We start from the raw sequence: 16,998 nt of genomic DNA, 5'->3' as shown, positions 1-16,998 counted from the left end.
GCGCCCCGGTGCCGGGGTCAGCGAAGCGCCAGCATCTCCAGCACCGCGGCAAGCTGCTGGCGATCCTGCCCCTCCAGCGTTCTCAGGGGCAGCGGCAGGCTGGGGGGCTCGGCAAGCCCCAGCAGCTCTGCCGCAGTGGCCACCACGCGCAGGCTGCCCCCGTGCCGGCGGAACAACGCCCACAGGGGCTCGAGACGCTGGCCGAGGCCCGTGGCCTCGTCCTCCCTGCCGGCCTGGGCCGCGCGGGTAATGGCCAGGGCGATCTCGGGGACGAGACCGCCGATCACCGAGTACCAGGCGTCGCAGCCGGCATTGAGCCCCGTGGCGGCGAAGGCATCGCCGCTCACTCCGATCGTCACCTCCGGCGGGACCAGGGCGCGCAGCCTCGCGACACGCTCCCGGGCGGCCGCCGGTTCGGTGGGCACCCCGGGAATCTTGATGGAGGCCACCCCGGGCAGCGCCGCGATGCGTCCATGCGCTCGTCGCTGAACTGGAAGCGGGTGGTGCCGGGGTTGTCGTACACGCACAGCGGCACCGAAAGCCGGGCGCTGACCGCCTCGAATAGGCCGAAGACCTCCTCGTCGGCCAATGGCTGGTAGGACATCGGGGCCAGCAGCACCGCGCTTGCCCCCGCGGCTTGGGCATCCTCGGCCAGGGTCAGCACATCGCGGGTGCGCAGGGCGCTGATGCCGACGATCACCGGCACGTCGCCGGCGTGGGCCACGGCCAGCCGGGCGATGCGCCCCCGCTCGGCGGGGCTCAGGTAGGCGTAGTTGCCCGTCGAGCCGAGGGCGCCGATGGAGTCGACGCCCGCGGCGACCAGCCGCTCGACCAGACGGACGAAGGCCGCCTCGTCGATGGTGCTCTCGTTCATGGGGGTCAGCGGAAAGGCGCTGAGGCCGGTCAGCATGGCGGGTCTCCTGTCTGGGCAGCCGGTTGCGGCACTGGCTCGAGAATAGGCCACGGCGATGGCTCGGCATAGTATCGCCTGGCCGAGTGCGGGAGGATGGCCGACGACCTGGGGTTCAACTGACGGGAGAAAGAGAGAATGGTGAATTCGGTTGCTACTGACCTGGCCCCGCGGCTGCGCACGCTGCTCGAGCAGCTGCCCGATGACGCCGTGCCCATCACCTACCAGCAGGCCGCCGAGGCGCTGGGCCTGACGCCACCGCGCACCATCCAGCGCGTCGCCCTGGCGCTGGAGACGCTGATGCGTGAGGACGTCGCCGCCGGCCGCCCGCTGATCGCCGCCCTGGTGGTCAGCCGCCGGGGCGACCTGCCCCGGCCGGGCTTCTTCGAGCTGGCGGTGGCCCTCGAGCGTTTTCCCCCCGAGCCGGCCCACCACGAGGCGGCCTATCGCCAGGAGCTGGCGCGGGTCATGGCGCTGCGCCCCCGAACGGCAGGGTAGGGTGACGGCCCCCGGCCCATTCTGACTCCGCGGGCGGCGACATCACTGGTAGCGCTGCTGCCAGCCCTTGACCGCGATCTGCTCCTTGAGCAGCTCCAGCATGTCCACCAGCACCTGCTCGGTGACCTGCTCGGTGTGGGGGTCGGTGCGCAGCGAGGCATCGAAGCCGCTCTCGGCCAGGTGCTCCACCAGGGCGGAGAATTCCGCCGACTGCAGCCCCTCCAGGGCCTCGTTGACCAGGCGGCAGGCCAGGTCGGAGAGCGAGGCCTCGAGCCCCCGGCTCAGCTGGCTGCCCAGCGGCAGCCGCGCCAGCCGCTGCAGCTCCGGGCTTTCCGCCAGGGTGCGGCCGACCAGGCCGCGCACGTAGCGCAGGGTGTCGTCGCGGTTGTGGGCGTAGGCGCTGCCGGCCATGGCCTCCAGCCGCTGGCTGATCTCGTGGATCAGCGCCTTCTGGCGGGGCCGCACCACCCGTTCCACCACCCGGGTGGAGAGCGAATCGCCGGAGCGCAGCTGGGCCTGGACGTTGTCGAGCATGCGGATGGCGATGCGGTCGGTGAGCTCCTCCAGCAGGATGTCGTAGTACTTGGCGACCACCCCGTAAAGGTACCAGCGACGCACGTCGATCAGCCCCAGCCGGTGCAGCCGATGCACCAGCGAGACGACGCGCAGGATGCGCAGCAGCCGGAAGCCGCCCACCGGGATGCAGCCGAGCACGTCGTACCAGTGCACGAAGGGATAGAAGAACCAGCGGTGATAGCGCCGCTCCGCGATGGCCACCGCCCAGCCCAGCAGCACGTCGAGCACGAACACTGCCACGAAGGCCAGGTCGATGGCGATGAAGCGGGCGTGGACATGCTGGTCGTAGGCGGCGTGCAGCCCGGGCGCGGCGGCCTCGAAGGCGGCGTTCAGCGGTGCGAGCAGGAAGAGGCTGTCGAACAGCAGCAGGGTCAGGTTGGCGATCACCAGCAGGATGATCAGCAGGTCCCACACCAGGTGGAACCGCTCCAGGGCGGGGCTGAGGGATCGTTCGCGGGTGGCCGGCATGGCACCTCCTTGAGCACTGTGCCGCTATCTCCCCTCCCAGCCTAGACGCTGGGCCCGCGGGCCACCGCCTCGCGAGCCCCTGAGTCGCCCCTTCAGCCGCCGGTTCAGCTGCCGGCCGGCAGAGACAGCAGCAGCGGGGTGCCGGCCAGGCCCTGCGCCAGGCGGGTGGCGAGGATCTCCAGGATGCCGTCATGCTCCCCCGCCAGCCGGGTGGTGGTGACGCGCAGCCCCGGGGAGTGCGCCATGGCCTGTTCGCAGATCTCCGCGATGTCGCCGCCCTCGCCGGCGTGGCGCCCCGGGGAGAGGAACAGCATGGCCAGTATCACCTCGCTGCCGGCCATGGCCTCGGCGGCCAGCAGGTCCTCCAGCAGCGGCTCGTTGAAGCGGTAGGCGTCGCCGTCACGCCGCTCCATGGAGGCGAAGGTGACGCACTCGGCCTCCTCGCTCAGCAGCACGCTGAGCTGGCCGGCCAGGTAGTTGCGCACCGCCGTGACCTCGGGAATCGGGCTGCCGTGGTCGACTAGCACCACCCTGGGCCGTGACGTGCCGTTCATCTGCTCACGCACGTTGTCGGCCAGCAGCCGCGCCAGGCGCAGGTCCAGCGGAGCCTGGCTCTCCACCAGCGGCAGCGCCACCTTGACGGAGAGTTGCGGATGGCGGGCCTGCACCTCGGCCAGGCGCTCCGGCAGGTAGCGGGTCAGCGCCTGGCTGGGCCCGAAGAAGAAGGGCAGGATCACGAGCTCGGTCACGCCCTGCTCCGCCAGCTGCTCGGCCCGCGGCCCCAGCGACACCGCCTTCTCCCCGTCGAGCTCCTCGGCCGGGATCTTGTAGGAGTGCAGCAGGGAGGCGGCCTCGATCTCCTGGCCGGTGGCCTCGCCGAGGGCCCGGGCCAGGCGGCGCAGGTTGAGGGTGGCCTGGGCCCGCAGGGAGCCGTTGTCGACGAGCAGGATCTTTCGCATGGAGGCCTCTGGCTGACTTGGATGGGCTGAGTGGATTAGCTGGCACGGATCACGAAACGCACGGCGGCGCCAACGGCGCCAGGGGCCATGACACTACCGGGCGGAGGGGTGGTCAAGCGGCATGACGAACGGGCGCCCGCCATGGGCGCCCGCAGGAAGGGGAGGGCAAGGCGACCGCCGGCTACTTGAAGCGATCGCGGGCCTTCTCGAAGGAGTCGCTGAAGGATTTCCAGGCGCGCTCGGCGCCGTCCCGCAGGTCGTCCCAGGCGTCGTCGCCGGCCTCGCGCAGCTCCTTGAGCTTGTGGCGCATCTCCTCGCGCTTGGCCTCGAGGCGCTCGGCCTCCTTCTCCCGCTCGATGCGTGCATCGGCCTCGGCGCCCCTGGCCTTGGCCCGCAGCTTGTCGATCTCGGCCTGCCACTCGTCCAGCTTCGCGCGCAGCTTCTGCTCGTAGGCTTCCCTGTTGCTCATATGGACGCTCCTTTCCTGATGGGGGTGAAACCTCCAAGACCTGCCGCCTGGCGGCAGGGCCTCTCCTTCAGGGTGGCAAGCCCGGCGGGCGGCCGCAAGGGCGCATGCCACCGGCACGCGGTGCGTGGTGCCCGCTCCTCGATGGCCTCAGGGCGTCAGCAGGCCCGCGGCGAGCGCCTCGCCGAGGCGGTCGACGGCGGCGGCCAGCTTCTCGTCGATGACGTGCAGGTACTCCGTCCAGTCGTCGACGTGGTGCAGCTCCGCCTTGCCGTCCGAGATGCCGCGCAGCGCCACCAGCGGCACCTGAAAGCGTGTGCAGGCGCGCAGGCAGGCGTAGCTCTCCATGTCGACCATCTCGGCGGCGATGGCGTCATAGGCCGCGCCGGAGACGATATTGGCGCCGGTGGAGAGCGTGGCCTCGCGAATGCCGGGAATCCGCAGCGGCAGCGGCAGGGTCGCCGGCAGGTCGAGGAAGGGGGTGACGCCCTTCTCGAACCCCAGCGCGGTGGCGTCCATGTCGCGATAGGCGACGGAGCTCGCCTGGTAGACCTCGGTCTGCTCGAGCATCCGGCTGCCGGCGGAGCCCAGCGACACCACCAGCGCCGGCAGGCGGCCCTGCCCAGCCAGGGCGGCCAGGGCCGCGGTGAGCTCCACCGCCGCCTCCACCGGGCCGACGCCGGTCATCAGCGGGGTGAAGCGCTGCCGCAGGTGCGGGCCGTACTCGGCCTCGGCGGCCATCACGAAGAGCACGTCGTGGCCGCCCAGCCGCACCGGCTGGGGCAGGTTGCCGTCGTGTGGGCGGGGGGAAGAGGGGGAAGGTGTCATGGGGTGGGTATGCCTCATGTGGAATGCCTGGGCCCAGTGTACTGCGCCGAAGGGAGCAGTGTGCCTCTGGCCCGATACGGCCAAGATGGTGGAAAACCAGCGGGGAGGAACGCCGATGCATACCGGAAGCTGTCTGTGCGGGAAGGTGGGGTACGAGTACCGCGGCGAGATCGACGCGATCTCCATGTGCCACTGCAAGCAGTGCCAGAAGGCCCAGGGCACGGCCTTCGTCGCCGTGGCGCCGATCCGCTCGGCGGACTTTCAACTCACCCGGGGCGAGGCGCACCTGAAGGAGTACCGCGCCACGCCGGGCAAGGTGCGGGTGTTCTGCGCCGAGTGCGGAAGCCCCCTCTACAGCGCCCGCGACGACCTGCCCGAGGCCAAGCGGCTGCGCCTGGGCACCCTGGACACGCCGATCGCGCCCGGCAGGCGCGTCCACGCCTGGGTCTCCTCCCGGGCCGAGTGGTTCGAGCTCGCCGACGACCTGCCGAAGTTCACCGAATTCGCCCGCTGACGCCACCCCCATGACGGTTGCCGAGGCCGCCTGGCTGCTTCACGCTGGGCCGAGGTGCCGACACCCGATGGCTCCCCCAGGGGCGGCCATCGGGCGTCCGGCAGCGCTGACGACCTCGACCACCGAGCAGGACCGGCGGAGGCAGGATCATGAGACTTTCGAGCACGGGGTTTGCGGTCCTGGGGGCCGCGCTGATCGCCATCAGCTTCGGCCTCGCCCGCTTTGCCTTCGGGCTCTTCGTCCCCCCGATCCGCGAGGAGCTGGGCCTCGGCTCCTCCGTGATCGGCATCATCGGCGCACTGCCGCTGATCAGCTTCCTGCTGGCCACCGCGGTCGCCCCCCTCGTCACCCGTCGCCTCGGTTCCCGCTACACGGCGGTGCTCTCCGGGGGCTTCGGCGTCGCCGGGCTTTCGCTGATCAGCCGGGCCGCGGACCCGCTGATGCTGGGTGCGGGTGTGTTCGCCTGCGGGATCTGCACCGGCCTGATGATGCCCGCGCTGACGGCGGCCATGCAGGCCGTGGTCAAGCGCTCGCTGCACGGGCGCGTCAGCTCGGTGATGAACGCCGGCACCAGCATCGGCGTGATCGTGGCCGTGCCCACGGTGCTGTTCCTGGCCGGCGCCTGGCGCCATGCCTACCTCTCCTTCGCCATCCTCGCCGGCCTCGGGGTGATCGCGGCCTGGCTCCTGCTGCCCTCGGTCTCGCGGATCGTGCCCGCAAACGCGGCGGACCCGCCGCCCCTCAATGAACTGCCCTGGTCGCGCCTGGTCCGGCTCACGCTCTTCGCCTTCCTGATGGGCTTCGTCTCCGCCGCCTACTGGATCTTCGCGCCCGACCTGGTGGTGAGCCACGGCGGCCTGCCATCCAGCGCCACCGCCTGGCTGTGGCTCGCGGTGGGGGTGGCCGGCCTCGGCGGCGCCGTGGTCGCCGATCTGGCCGATCGCAACAACCCGCCCATCACCCAGGCCCTGATGCTGATGATGCTCTCGGCGAGCCTCGCCCTGCTGGCCGCGAGCCCCGACCAGCCGCTGCTCACCGCCTTCTCCGCGCTGGTCTTCGGCCTGGCCTATATGAGCCTGACGGGGCTCTACCTGATGACCGGCATCCGCCTCCTGCCCGGCCGCCTTGCCGTGGGGCCGGTGCTGCCCTTCATGGCGGTATCGCTCGGCCAGGCGGCCGGCTCGCCGGTGGTCGGGAGTCTGGTGGACGGCTTCGGCTACGCCGACGCCTTCGCCATGTTCGCCGCGCTGGGCATCCTGGTGGCCATCCTCTCGCCCTTCTACCCGGGCGCCATCGCCCAGGCGGAGGAGGAAGAGGCCGCCGAGGAGGAGAGCGGCCTGCAGGCGGCTTACGACAGCCAGCTCCTGGACGAGCAGGGCGAGCCGCTGGAGGACCCCCTCGAGGAGGAGGAAGAAGAGCAGCCCGCCGCCGGATCGTGAGGCCCGACCTGACGGCGTTGCTCTTGCCGGCAAGACCTTAGTCGTAGGAAATCTGCCGTCGGCGAGGGCTGTCAGGACTGTTACGATACGTAATGAAATATTAGAAAAACGCACAGGGAACGATCATGGACGATGCCCCAGAGCCGCGCATCACGCTGCACCCGCACTCTCGTCGGGTGCGTGTCGTCATCGATGGCACCGTCCTGGCCGATACCACCCGCGCCATCGAACTGCTCGAACGCGGCTACCCGCCGCGGCAGTACCTCCCTCGCGACGACGTTCGCATGGACCTGCTGACGCACTCCAATACCGTGACCCACTGCCCCTTCAAGGGCGATGCCTCCTACTTCTCCTTTGGCGAGCACAAGGATGTGGCGTGGAGTTATGAGAAGCCGGTGGAGGGAGTGGAAGCACTTGCCGGATGGCTGGCGTTTTACGAGGGAGTGACGGAATGACGGGAATCGATGCCGAACAGCTCCTTCGTTCACCACCTCGCCCTGTAGGAGGTCGCTTTAGCGCGCGACCAGCGGCGGCTGCCCAGGAAATGGATCCGTACCCGATTTCCAGTGCATGGATTGCGACGCGCCCCGCCCTGCATTACCCTGCAACCACATCAACGTCGCTCGCAGGTGACAGTTGGCAACACCTTGTCACATCTTGCGGGACATCAGAGAAGTCATTGATTGACTGGAAGAATTGCTAGGATGACCGCAAAAGAAAGCGATATTGAACAACGCCTCATCAAAAAGCTCGAAGAGCTTAAATATACCTATCGTTCTGACATTCGCGACAAGGCCGCACTGGAGCGGAACTTCCGCGACAAGTTCGAGGCGCTGAACCGCGTCCATCTCACCGATGCCGAGTTTGCCCGCCTGCGCGATGAAATCATCAACGCCGATGTCTTCCAGGCTGCCAAGACCCTGCGTGAATATGGCTACTTCCAGCGCGAGGACGGCACCCCGCTGCACTACATGCTGGTCAACCTCAAGGACTGGTGCAAGAACGACTTCGAAGTCATCAACCAGCTGCGCATCAACACCGACAACAGCCACCACCGCTATGATGTCATCTTGCTGATCAACGGCCTGCCGATGGTGCAAATCGAGCTTAAGACGCTGGGCATCAACCCGCGCCGGGCGATGGAGCAGATCGTCGAGTACCGCAATGAGCCTGGCAACGGCTACACCAACACGCTGCTGTGCTTCATGCAGCTGTTTATCGTCAGCAATCGCGACCACACTTGGTACTTCGCCAACAACCAGAGTCAGCATTTCGCCTTCAACGCCGATGAGCGCTTTTTGCCCATCTACCAGTGGGCTGATGAAGACAACCGCAAAATCATCCACCTGGACGACTTCTCCGACGCCTTTCTGGCCAAATGCACCCTGGGCCGGATGATCAGCCGCTACATGGTGCTGGTGGCCAGCGAGCAGAAGCTGATGATCATGCGCCCGTACCAGATCTATGCGGTCAAGGCCATTGTCGATTGCATTCACCAGAACCGGGGCAACGGCTACATCTGGCACACCACCGGAAGCGGCAAAACGCTCACCTCCTTCAAGGCGTCCACCCTGCTCAAGGACAACCCGGATATCGAAAAATGCCTGTTCGTGGTGGACCGCAAGGATCTGGATCGCCAGACCCGTGAGGAATTCAACCGCTTTCAGGAAGGCTGCGTGGAGGAAAACACCAATACCGAAACCCTGGTGCGCCGCCTGCTCTCCGAAGACTACGCTGACAAGGTGATTGTCACCACAATCCAAAAGCTCGGCCTGGCGCTGGATGAAACCAGCAAGAAAGCCCAGCAGCACAAAGACAAGGGTAGGCAGACCTACAAGGAACGCCTGGCCCCGCTGCGTGACAAGCGCGTCGTCATCATCTTCGACGAGTGCCACCGCTCTCAGTTTGGTGATAACCATCAGGCCATCAAGGCCTTTTTCCCCAAAGCGCAACTTTTCGGCTTTACTGGAACGCCCATCTTTGACGACAACGCCAGCTACAAGCAGATCGACGGCACCGTAGGCAGCTATCGCACTACCCAGGACATTTTTGAAAAGCGGCTGCACGCTTACACCATCACCCACGCGATTGATGACCGCAATGTGCTGCGCTTTCATATCGACTATTTCAAGCACGAAAGCAAGTCAGAAGCCACGCAGGCAAATGACGCTGGTGGCCCGTCTAAGGGCAAATCAAAGACCCAATCAAAAAAAGCCAAGCCCGATCAGGCTGTGACCCAGCGCGCTGTGGTGGATGCCATCCTCGCCAAGCATGAGGCCGCCACCAACCAGCGCCGCTTCAACGCCCTGCTGGCCACCGCCTCCATCAATGAAGCCATCGCCTGTTACCGGCTGTTCAAGGAGGTTCAGACTGAGCGTGAGGCCGACGACCCGGATTACACGCCGCTCAACATTGCCTGCGTCTTCTCGCCCCCGGCCAATGGCGACAAGGATGTGAAGCAGCTCCAGGAAGACCTGCCCCAGGAGAAGGCCGACAACCAGCAGGAGCCGGAGCAGAAAAAGGCTGCCCTGCAAGAGATCATTGCCGACTACAACGCCCAGTACGGCACCAGCCATACAGTGAGCGAGTTCGACCGCTACTACCAGGACGTGCAGCAGCGCATCAAAGACCAGCAATACCCCAACAGCGACCTGCCGCACAAACATAAGATCGACATCACCATCGTGGTGGACATGCTGCTCACCGGCTTCGACGCCAAGTACCTCAACACCCTGTACGTGGACAAGAACCTGAAGCATCATGGCCTGATTCAGGCCTTCTCGCGCACCAACCGCGTGCTCAACGACACCAAGCCCTACGGCAACATCCTCGACTTTCGCGGCCAGCAGCAGGCCGTGGACGACGCCATTGCCCTCTTCTCCGGCGAGGACATCAACCGATCCCGCGAGATCTGGCTGGTGGACCCGGCCCCCACGGTCATCGAAAAATACGAACAGGCCGTGGCCGCCATCGAGCACTTCCTCATCGAGCGCGATGTGGTGGCCGAACCCAAGGGCGTCTACAACCTCAAGGGCGATACCGCGCGTATAGAGTTCGTCAACCGCTTCAAGGAGGTGCAGCGCCTCAAGACCCAGCTCGACCAGTACACCGATCTGGACGAAGAGCAGAAGGCGCGCATCAATACAGTGCTGCCCGAGGACGATCTGCGTTCCCTGCGCGGTGCCTACCTGGAAACCGCCCAGCGCCTCAAGGAACAACAGGGCAAAACCGGCGAGCAAGCCTCCGAGGCCCAGGAAGCCATTGAGCAACTGGATTTCGAGTTCGTGCTCTTCTCCTCGGCACTGATCGACTACGACTACATCATGGGGCTGATTGCCCGCTTCAGTCAGGATAAGCCCGGCAAAAAGACCATGAGCCGCGACCAGCTTATCAACCTGCTCGCCGCCAGCAGCAACCTGATGGACGAGCGCGAGGACATCATCGCCTACATCAACACCCTGGAAGCCGGCAAGGGTCTGAGCGAGGCTGACATCCGTGACGGCTACCAGACATTCAAGGCGCAAAAAGCCCACAGTGAAATCACCGCCCTGGCCGACCGTCACCGGCTGAACCGCGATGCCTTGCAAGGCTTCGTGGACGGCATTCTCGACCGCATGATCTTCGACGGCGAACAGCTCAGTGACCTGTTCGCCCCGCTGGAGCTGGGCTGGAAAGCGCGTAGCAAGGCCGAACTGGCGCTAATGGAAGAGCTGGTGCCGTTTTTGAAAAAGCAGGCGGGCGGGCGCGAGATTTCGGGGTTGGCGGCGTATGAATAACACAAGGAGGTGTGCGCAATGAAAAACGAGATGATTCAAACACTTACCGAAAGCTTTGAGGGTCACGCCCAGCAGACTGAAAACGGCGTGGAATACTGGCTGGCGCGAGATTTACAGCACTTGTTGGGATACACCAAGTGGGACAACTTTCTGAATGTCCTCTCCAAGGCAAAGACCGCCTGCGAGGTGTCGGGACATGACATCGCTGACCATTTTGCCGACGTCGGGAAAATGGTCGAACTGGGTTCCGGCAGCCAGCGTGAGATCAGCGACATCATGCTGACCCGCTACGCCTGCTACCTGATCGCCCAGAACGGTAATCCAGCCAAGCAGGAAATCGCCTTTGCCCAAACCTACTTCGCCATGCAGACCCGCAAGGCGGAGTTGATTGAGCAGCGCTTGCTGGAAGCGGAGCGAGTGACGGCGCGTAAAAAACTGACTGCAACCGAGAAAGAGCTATCCGATGTCATCTATGAACAAACCGGCGGCAGCCAGAACTTCGCCCTGATCCGCAGCAAGGGCGATACCGCCCTGTTTGGCAAAAACACCAAAGCCATGAAAGCCCAGTGGCGGGTGCCGGATAATCGCCCGCTGGCCGACTTTGCCCCGACCATCATTCTCAAAGCCAAAGACTTCGCCACCGAGATCACCATCCACAATGCCCGTGAACAGGCCATGAACCGAGAGCAACACATCTCGCAAGAGCATGTCACCAATAACGAAGCTGTGCGCCAAACCCTGCTGAGCCGGGGTATTCGCCCGGAAAGCCTGCCACCTGCCGAAGATGTGAAGAAGGTTGAACGACGGCTGGCATCCGATGAGAAAAAGGTGTTGAAGAACCCTGATGGGCTGGATGAATGATGAACCACGAAATACACGAAAATAAGGGAAAGGGGTTGGTGCCACGGTTGCGATTTCCTGAGTTTCGGGGGGCGGGGGAGTGGACGACACATAAACTAGCGGAAATCGCTGAGTTCCACAAAGGCAAGGGCATATCCAAGGCCGACATCAAACCAAATGGCAAACAACCATGTATTCGGTACGGAGAGTTATATACCATTTATGGAGAGTTGATTAAGGACGTTATATCCAGGACAGATTTACCGCCAGATAATTTGTTTTTAAGTAATGTGGGCGATGTAATTATTCCGTCTTCTGGAGAAACAAAAATTGATATTGCTACGGCTGCCTGCGTAGCACATGAGAACATTGCGCTGGGTAGCGACCTGAATGTGGTTCGCTCAAACCAGAATGGAGTTTTCTTAAGCTATTATTTGAACGGTGCGCTCAAACTCGAAATTGCGAAGGTTGCTCAGGGCGATACGGTTGTTCACCTATACAAAAGCAATTTGGAAAAGCTGGGCTTGGCAGTCCCTTTGCCGGAAGAACAACAAAAAATCGCCGATTGCCTATCGTCCCTCGATGCGCTGATCGCCGCTCAAGCGGACAAAATCGACGCCCTCAAGACCCATAAAAAAGGGCTGATGCAGCAGCTCTTCCCCCACGAAGGCGAAACCGTCCCCCGCCTGCGCTTCCCCGAATTTCGGGATGCGGGGGAGTGGGAGGAGCAAATCCTTGGCGAACTTGTGGAAATCGCCTCCGGTCAAGTAGACCCAACAGATCCAATGTACTGCGACAAACCGCATGTTGGCGGTGAAAATATTGAGTCGCATACGGGAAGACTTCAAAGAATGAGGACTGCTAAAGAGCTTGGGCTTATTAGCGGAAAGTACTCCTTTGATGGAAGAGATATACTTTACTCAAAAATTCGGCCTGCATTGAACAAAGTGGCCACTCCAGATTTCGAGGGAATTTGTAGTGCTGACATTTATCCTATTCGACCATCAAGTCAGCAGTTATGTCGGCAATATCTAGCCTACCTCCTTCTGTCTGACGGGTTTCTCAAGTACGCCACAAAAAACTCTGGACGAAGCAAAATCCCAAAGGTAAACCGCGAATCACTTTTGGCGTATGTGTTAGTCATCCCGGTTCGAGAGGAACAACAATGCATCGCCGATTGCCTTACATCCCTTGACGCGCTGATCGACGCACACACTGAAAAGCTTGGCGCCCTTAATGCCCATAAAAAAGGACTGATGCAGCAGCTTTTCCCCTGCCTAGAGGCGGCGTGCGAATGAAATTGATGGGAAAAATAAAAAGACAATCCACTTTGAATAAAGCTTGTTTTCGGAAGTATGCTAGTGGCATTCCCATTAGTGAGGCATTATCTGGGGGAAAGGTAGAGAATGACAAATAAATTCAAAGCTATTGATTTATTTTGCGGTGCTGGCGGTTTGACGGTAGGGCTGAAAAAAGCAGGGTTTGAAGTCATTGCTGGGGTTGAATTAAATCCTGCTGCTATTGAGACCTATAGACTGAACCATGAAAACCACCAGCTCTATGATAGCGATATTAGAAGCCTCTCGCCGAAAAATATCATGAGTGACTTAGGTGTTAAAAAAGGTGAGCTTGATTTGTTGGCAGGTTGCCCGCCATGCCAAGGATTTTCTACACATAGGACAAGGAATAAAAGTGTTTCCGTTGAGGACGAAAGAAATGATCTAGTTTTTGAGTTCGTGCGGTTTGTTGAGGAGATGCTGCCAAAGACTATTATGATGGAGAATGTTCCTGGCCTCTATAAGGATGAAAGAATTCAAAAGGTTGTCGAGAGGCTGAAAGCTCTGGGATATGTTTTTGAAGAACACTCTTTGGCTGTCCGTAATGCCGCCGATTACGGAGTTCCCCAAAGAAGGAGTCGAATGATAATGATGGCATCAAGGCTTGGCTCTATTGATGAGCCTAAGAAAGCTAGTACCATCAAAAAAGTCCGAGACGTTCTAGAAGATCTTCCGGAAGTTGGAAAGAGTGGTGACATTCTTCATGATTGGGGAACCAGGCGAAGCGAAAAGGTTCAGAAAATTATTTCCTTAGTGCCTAAAGATGGTGGTTCTCGTTCTGATATACCAGAAGAATACTGGTTGGATTGTCATAAAAGAAATCCTGGAAGTTACAAAGATGTATACGGTCGCATGTCATGGGATGATGTTGCTCCAACCATTACGGGGGGGTGTCACAATCCGTCAAAAGGACGCTTTGTACACCCAGAATTAGATCGTGCAATCACTCTGAGAGAAGCTGCGATACTTCAAACATTTCCAAAGAATTATAAATTCTCGACATTAAAAGGCAAGGATGCAATTGCCCTTATGATTGGTAATGCCTTGCCGCCTAAATTTATTAAAAGTCAAGCAATTGTGCTAGTTAAGCACTTGAAGGAAATGGGGGAGTAAGCAATGACGTTGGTCTTAAAGTTTGAGCCAAAAACTATTGAGCATCTTGGTGTCAAGATGTATTCAACCCTTCCTCCTGCGTTGGCGGAGCTTATTTCAAATTCTTACGACGCTGACGCAAGCCAAGTTGAGGTAAAGTTCCACGAGCAAGCTGGAGCTCCTATTTCAATTACCGTTAAGGATAACGGTTGCGGGATGAGCTTTGAGGATATTCAAAATAAGTTTCTTTCCATTGGGCGGGATCGAAGGGAAAAGGATGGTGATATACCATCCCCTAAATACGGCAGACTGCCTACGGGGAAAAAAGGGCTGGGGAAACTCGCACTCTTCGGTATTGCTAAAGAAATCACCATTGATACTGTCAAGGACGGTAAGAGAAATCGCTTTATTTTGGACTGGGATACTTTGTATTCATCTGAAGGTCAATATAATCCCAGGGTCGAAGTTTCGAATGAGATTGCCGACAGAGGTGATGGGACGGTTATTCAACTCAAAAAACTAAAAAGAAAATCTAAATTTGATATCGAATCAATAGCAGATGGCTTGGCGAGAATTTTTATTACAGAGGATAACTTTAAAATACGATTGGTTAAAACGGGTGGGCTAGAAAATGAAGTCATCGATGTTGATAGTAGCCGCCGCTATGGGCAGATAGATAAACAGTTTTCTTGGGAAAAGGCTGACCTAGAAATTGGTGACTATGAGCATTCTGAAGATGTTGAATTTCAGTTTATTACCAGTGAAAAGCCAATAAAACCAAACTCGGGACTACGTGGGATAACCATCTTCTCAAGAGGGAAGCTGGTTAACGCCCCTGAGTTCTTTTCAGATAGTACGTCTAGCCACGTTTTCCAGTACCTTACAGGTTGGATTAAAGCCGATTTCATCGATCTTCTAGACGAAGATGTTATTTCTACTAACAGGCAATCTCTAAACTGGGAGCATGAAGAAATGCTTGCGTTCAGAGAATGGCTTCAGGATTTGATTGCCAAGGTAAAATCCGATTGGAGCAAAAAGAGGAAGGAAAAGAAAGACAAAGACTTTGAAGACAGAACTGGGATAGACAAAGAAAAATGGATGTCAACTCTTCCCAAAGAGGTCAAAGGCGCAGCTGAGAAAATTATTGGAACCCTATCTAAGGATGAAGGTGTTGATGAGTCTTTCAATCCTGTGGTCATGGCGCTACATGAAATAATCCCGGAGTACCCTGAGCTTCATTGGCGACACCTACATGATAAAGTTAAAGAAAGAATCAAGCCATATTACGAAAATGAGCAGTTTGCAGAGGCAGCAGACCAAGGAACAAAAATTTATGCTCAAGTTGTTCGTGAACTTAGTGGTAGACAGGAAGATGGAACTGCTTTAGCAAATATTTTTTCAGCAGGTAATAAACAGAATCCTTCTGCTCCCTGTATTCAGGTTGCAGATATAAGTACAGATAGTGGATGGAATATACAAGAAGGCCAAGGTCATATGACAAGAGGGCTTATGGCTGGATTCAGGAATCCGATGAATCATCAGCCTTTCGATATCCTTGTTCCTGGCACTTTCTCGCGCTTGGATTGTCTGAATATCCTTAGCCTTGTCTCATATTTAACAACTAGGTTGGATTATGTAAATAGAGGTGCTGAGGCTGGCTCAGAAGATACAGAATGATCCTCAAACTCCCGATCAATCTTATCCCTTTGTTCGACCACCGCACCATCGAAAGCGAACGGGAAGAACGCATGGTGGCTTCGGGTCCTGAAGCTATGCTGTGGGGAATGAGGGCGATGCAGACGTTAGTCCTTTCCGGAGATGGTGGACACATGAATAATGCTGCCTACTCTTTCGACAGCCTTAACAACGTTGCGTCCCACCTACGCGAACGTCTGGAGCAGAAGAAGTATATCCTGCTCTTTGCCTTCAACGGCACCGGCAAGACGCGCCTGTCCATGGCCTTCAAAGAGCTGGGTAAGCAAGGCGATGGTGAGGAAGGAACCCGCGACACTCTCTACTTCAACGCCTTCACCGAAGATCTCTTTTCCTGGGAGAATGACGCCAAGCGCGTGTTGCGACTGAATCGTGATTCACACTTCTTCGACGGCCTGCAAGAGCTGGAAATGGAAAGCCGCATCGGTCCACTGCTGGCGCGTTATGCGGATTTCGATTTCCTGATCGACTACGACACCTGGGAAATCACCTTTTTCCGGGACAAAGACGCCGACGGCGCGCCCATCCCCATCAAGGTTTCACGCGGCGAGGAGAATATGTTTATCTGGTGTTTCTTTCTCGCGGTCGCCCAGTTGGCCGTGGATCAGGAGGAAGGCTCGCCCTATGCCTGGGTGAAGTACCTGTATATCGACGATCCCATTTCATCGTTAGATGACAACAACGCCATCGCCGTGGCCAGCCACCTGGCGCAACTGCTGAAAGATGCTAATGGGAAGATCAGAACAGTGATCTCCACGCACCATCATCTGTTTTTCAATGTGATGTGCAACGAGCTAAGCAACGCGGTCAAAGGCTTCCTGAGCAAGGAGGCCGACCATTTCCGGCTGGCGGATACCGGCGAAACACCGCGATACCACCATGTGGCCCTGCTGAAACATCTGCACGAGGTGGCGGAGTCGGGCGAGGTCTACACTTACCACTTCAATATCCTGCGCAATATACTGGAAAAGACGGCCACCTTCCACGGATTTCGCAATTTCTCCGCTTGCATCAAGCAGGATAATGACGACCCTGACGGCATCCTCCACACCCGGCTTGTGAATGTCCTCAGTCACGGCAACTACTCCCTGTATGAGCCACAGGAAATGTTGCCGGAGAACAAAGAGTATTTCCGTAAGATCCTGCGGGACTTTATGAACAACTACCGTTTTAACCCGGAACTATTTCCGGAACCCACGCAAGAGAGCGCCAACGCATGACCAAAGAGCAACTCAGCCAACTGGGCAAGACCCTCTGGGCCATCGCCGACGATCTGCGCGGGGCGATGAACGCCGACGACTTCCGCGACTATATGCTGTCGTTCCTGTTTTTGCGCTACCTCTCTGATAACTTCGAAGCGGCGGCAAAAAAGGAGCTGGGGCCGGACTATCCCAAGCTAGACGCGGACGACCGCCGCCCGCCACTCGTGGTCTGGTACTCGGATAACGCCGGGGATGTGCCTGCTTTTGAGAAGCAGATGCGGCGCACCCGAGTTCGACAGATAGAAGCGTAAGCCACTGATTAACCTGAAAACGTGTTTTCAAAATTGGCACTACAAGCGAGATGCAGTCGGTGCCGGTAG

Annotated in this window: 17 protein-coding genes; 11 read left to right on the top strand and 6 right to left on the bottom strand. The window is 59.3% G+C overall.

Going from position 1 to position 16,998, the window contains the following annotated elements:
• Window positions 1-17: 17 nt before the first annotated feature.
• Both DER72_RS16635 and DER72_RS16630 read right to left on the bottom strand, forming a co-directional pair.
• Window positions 18-347, bottom strand: a complete 330-nt coding sequence (locus tag DER72_RS16635; RefSeq protein ID WP_309064171.1) for a dihydrodipicolinate synthase family protein — start codon at window positions 345-347, stop codon at window positions 18-20.
• Window positions 348-355: 8 nt separating this feature from the next.
• Window positions 356-910 carry a dihydrodipicolinate synthase family protein gene (locus DER72_RS16630; protein WP_309064170.1) on the bottom strand — a complete coding sequence of 185 codons (555 nt, stop codon included), beginning with the start codon at window positions 908-910 and terminating at the stop codon, window positions 356-358.
• Between the two features lie 138 nt (window positions 911-1,048).
• Between DER72_RS16630 and DER72_RS14630 the strand changes: the two genes are divergently transcribed.
• Entirely contained in the window at window positions 1,049-1,408 is a 360-nt protein-coding gene (locus tag DER72_RS14630; protein ID WP_110070701.1) for a hypothetical protein, read from the top strand.
• Window positions 1,409-1,450: 42 nt separating this feature from the next.
• Here the strand turns inward: DER72_RS14630 and DER72_RS14625 are convergent, their stop codons facing one another.
• The 4 genes from DER72_RS14625 to DER72_RS14610 all read right to left on the bottom strand — a co-directional run bounded on the left by DER72_RS14625 (window position 1,451) and on the right by DER72_RS14610 (window position 4,723).
• A complete protein-coding gene (locus tag DER72_RS14625; protein WP_110070700.1) occupies window positions 1,451-2,452 on the bottom strand; it encodes an ion transporter in 1,002 nt (333 codons plus the stop codon).
• A gap of 104 nt (window positions 2,453-2,556) precedes the next feature.
• Window positions 2,557-3,411 carry a sirohydrochlorin chelatase gene (locus DER72_RS14620; RefSeq protein ID WP_110070699.1) on the bottom strand — a complete coding sequence of 285 codons (855 nt, stop codon included), beginning with the start codon at window positions 3,409-3,411 and terminating at the stop codon, window positions 2,557-2,559.
• 181 nt (window positions 3,412-3,592) lie between these two features.
• Window positions 3,593-3,880 carry a coiled coil domain-containing protein gene (locus DER72_RS14615; RefSeq protein WP_110070698.1) on the bottom strand — a complete coding sequence of 96 codons (288 nt, stop codon included), beginning with the start codon at window positions 3,878-3,880 and terminating at the stop codon, window positions 3,593-3,595.
• A gap of 147 nt (window positions 3,881-4,027) precedes the next feature.
• Window positions 4,028-4,723, bottom strand: a complete 696-nt coding sequence (locus DER72_RS14610; protein WP_258306322.1) for a 5'-methylthioadenosine/S-adenosylhomocysteine nucleosidase — start codon at window positions 4,721-4,723, stop codon at window positions 4,028-4,030.
• 97 nt (window positions 4,724-4,820) lie between these two features.
• Here DER72_RS14610 and DER72_RS14605 point away from each other — a divergent pair, with 97 nt between their 5' ends.
• The 10 genes from DER72_RS14605 (at window position 4,821) to DER72_RS14560 (ending at window position 16,929) form a co-directional block, all read left to right on the top strand.
• Window positions 4,821-5,219, top strand: a complete 399-nt coding sequence (locus DER72_RS14605; RefSeq protein WP_110070696.1) for a GFA family protein — start codon at window positions 4,821-4,823, stop codon at window positions 5,217-5,219.
• Between the two features lie 146 nt (window positions 5,220-5,365).
• Window positions 5,366-6,658, top strand: coding sequence for an MFS transporter (locus tag DER72_RS14600; protein WP_181395686.1), 1,293 nt, complete (start codon window positions 5,366-5,368; stop codon window positions 6,656-6,658).
• A 125-nt stretch (window positions 6,659-6,783) separates the two neighbouring features.
• Window positions 6,784-7,113, top strand: a complete 330-nt coding sequence (locus DER72_RS14595) for a DUF427 domain-containing protein (RefSeq protein ID WP_110070694.1) — start codon at window positions 6,784-6,786, stop codon at window positions 7,111-7,113.
• A gap of 249 nt (window positions 7,114-7,362) precedes the next feature.
• Window positions 7,363-10,434 (top strand): type I restriction endonuclease subunit R, encoded by a 3,072-nt coding sequence (locus DER72_RS14590; protein ID WP_110070693.1) that lies wholly within the window; start codon window positions 7,363-7,365, stop codon window positions 10,432-10,434.
• Between the two features lie 18 nt (window positions 10,435-10,452).
• Entirely contained in the window at window positions 10,453-11,295 is an 843-nt protein-coding gene (dinD, locus tag DER72_RS14585) for a DNA damage-inducible protein D (RefSeq protein WP_110070692.1), read from the top strand.
• Complete coding sequence (locus DER72_RS14580) at window positions 11,295-12,572, top strand: restriction endonuclease subunit S (protein WP_110070691.1); 1,278 nt, start codon at window positions 11,295-11,297, stop codon at window positions 12,570-12,572. The genes dinD and DER72_RS14580 overlap by 1 nt, the downstream gene beginning before the upstream one ends.
• A gap of 108 nt (window positions 12,573-12,680) precedes the next feature.
• Window positions 12,681-13,724: a DNA cytosine methyltransferase gene (locus DER72_RS14575; RefSeq protein WP_110070690.1), complete on the top strand. Its 1,044-nt coding sequence runs from the start codon at window positions 12,681-12,683 to the stop codon at window positions 13,722-13,724.
• Window positions 13,725-13,727: 3 nt separating this feature from the next.
• A complete protein-coding gene (locus tag DER72_RS14570) occupies window positions 13,728-15,380 on the top strand; it encodes a TIGR02391 family protein (RefSeq protein ID WP_110070689.1) in 1,653 nt (550 codons plus the stop codon).
• Window positions 15,377-16,636, top strand: coding sequence for an AAA family ATPase (locus DER72_RS14565; protein ID WP_219983310.1), 1,260 nt, complete (start codon window positions 15,377-15,379; stop codon window positions 16,634-16,636). The genes DER72_RS14570 and DER72_RS14565 overlap by 4 nt, the downstream gene beginning before the upstream one ends.
• Window positions 16,633-16,929 (top strand): type I restriction-modification system subunit M N-terminal domain-containing protein, encoded by a 297-nt coding sequence (locus tag DER72_RS14560; RefSeq protein ID WP_219983308.1) that lies wholly within the window; start codon window positions 16,633-16,635, stop codon window positions 16,927-16,929. The genes DER72_RS14565 and DER72_RS14560 overlap by 4 nt, the downstream gene beginning before the upstream one ends.
• Window positions 16,930-16,998: the final 69 nt, after the last annotated feature.

This window comes from Halomonas sp. A11-A, from assembly GCF_003182195.1.
GTDB lineage: Bacteria > Pseudomonadota > Gammaproteobacteria > Pseudomonadales > Halomonadaceae > Halomonas > Halomonas alkalicola.
Note: the sequence above shows the minus strand (reverse complement) of the source record. Positions and strands in the feature narration are given on the sequence as shown.

Coding starts and splice junctions, on each gene's coding strand:
- DER72_RS14605 (WP_110070696.1), top strand. CDS start 4,821: ATGCATACCGGAAGCTGTCTGTGCGGGAAGGTGGGGTACGAGTACCGC.
- DER72_RS14560 (WP_219983308.1), top strand. CDS start 16,633: ATGACCAAAGAGCAACTCAGCCAACTGGGCAAGACCCTCTGGGCCATC.
- DER72_RS14595 (WP_110070694.1), top strand. CDS start 6,784: ATGGACGATGCCCCAGAGCCGCGCATCACGCTGCACCCGCACTCTCGT.
- dinD (WP_110070692.1), top strand. CDS start 10,453: ATGAAAAACGAGATGATTCAAACACTTACCGAAAGCTTTGAGGGTCAC.
- DER72_RS14615 (WP_110070698.1), bottom strand. CDS start 3,880: ATGAGCAACAGGGAAGCCTACGAGCAGAAGCTGCGCGCGAAGCTGGAC.
- DER72_RS16630 (WP_309064170.1), bottom strand. CDS start 910: ATGCTGACCGGCCTCAGCGCCTTTCCGCTGACCCCCATGAACGAGAGC.
- DER72_RS14620 (WP_110070699.1), bottom strand. CDS start 3,411: ATGCGAAAGATCCTGCTCGTCGACAACGGCTCCCTGCGGGCCCAGGCC.
- DER72_RS14625 (WP_110070700.1), bottom strand. CDS start 2,452: ATGCCGGCCACCCGCGAACGATCCCTCAGCCCCGCCCTGGAGCGGTTC.
- DER72_RS14565 (WP_219983310.1), top strand. CDS start 15,377: ATGATCCTCAAACTCCCGATCAATCTTATCCCTTTGTTCGACCACCGC.
- DER72_RS14610 (WP_258306322.1), bottom strand. CDS start 4,723: ATGAGGCATACCCACCCCATGACACCTTCCCCCTCTTCCCCCCGCCCA.
- DER72_RS14590 (WP_110070693.1), top strand. CDS start 7,363: ATGACCGCAAAAGAAAGCGATATTGAACAACGCCTCATCAAAAAGCTC.
- DER72_RS14575 (WP_110070690.1), top strand. CDS start 12,681: ATGACAAATAAATTCAAAGCTATTGATTTATTTTGCGGTGCTGGCGGT.
- DER72_RS14580 (WP_110070691.1), top strand. CDS start 11,295: ATGAACCACGAAATACACGAAAATAAGGGAAAGGGGTTGGTGCCACGG.
- DER72_RS14570 (WP_110070689.1), top strand. CDS start 13,728: ATGACGTTGGTCTTAAAGTTTGAGCCAAAAACTATTGAGCATCTTGGT.
- DER72_RS14630 (WP_110070701.1), top strand. CDS start 1,049: ATGGTGAATTCGGTTGCTACTGACCTGGCCCCGCGGCTGCGCACGCTG.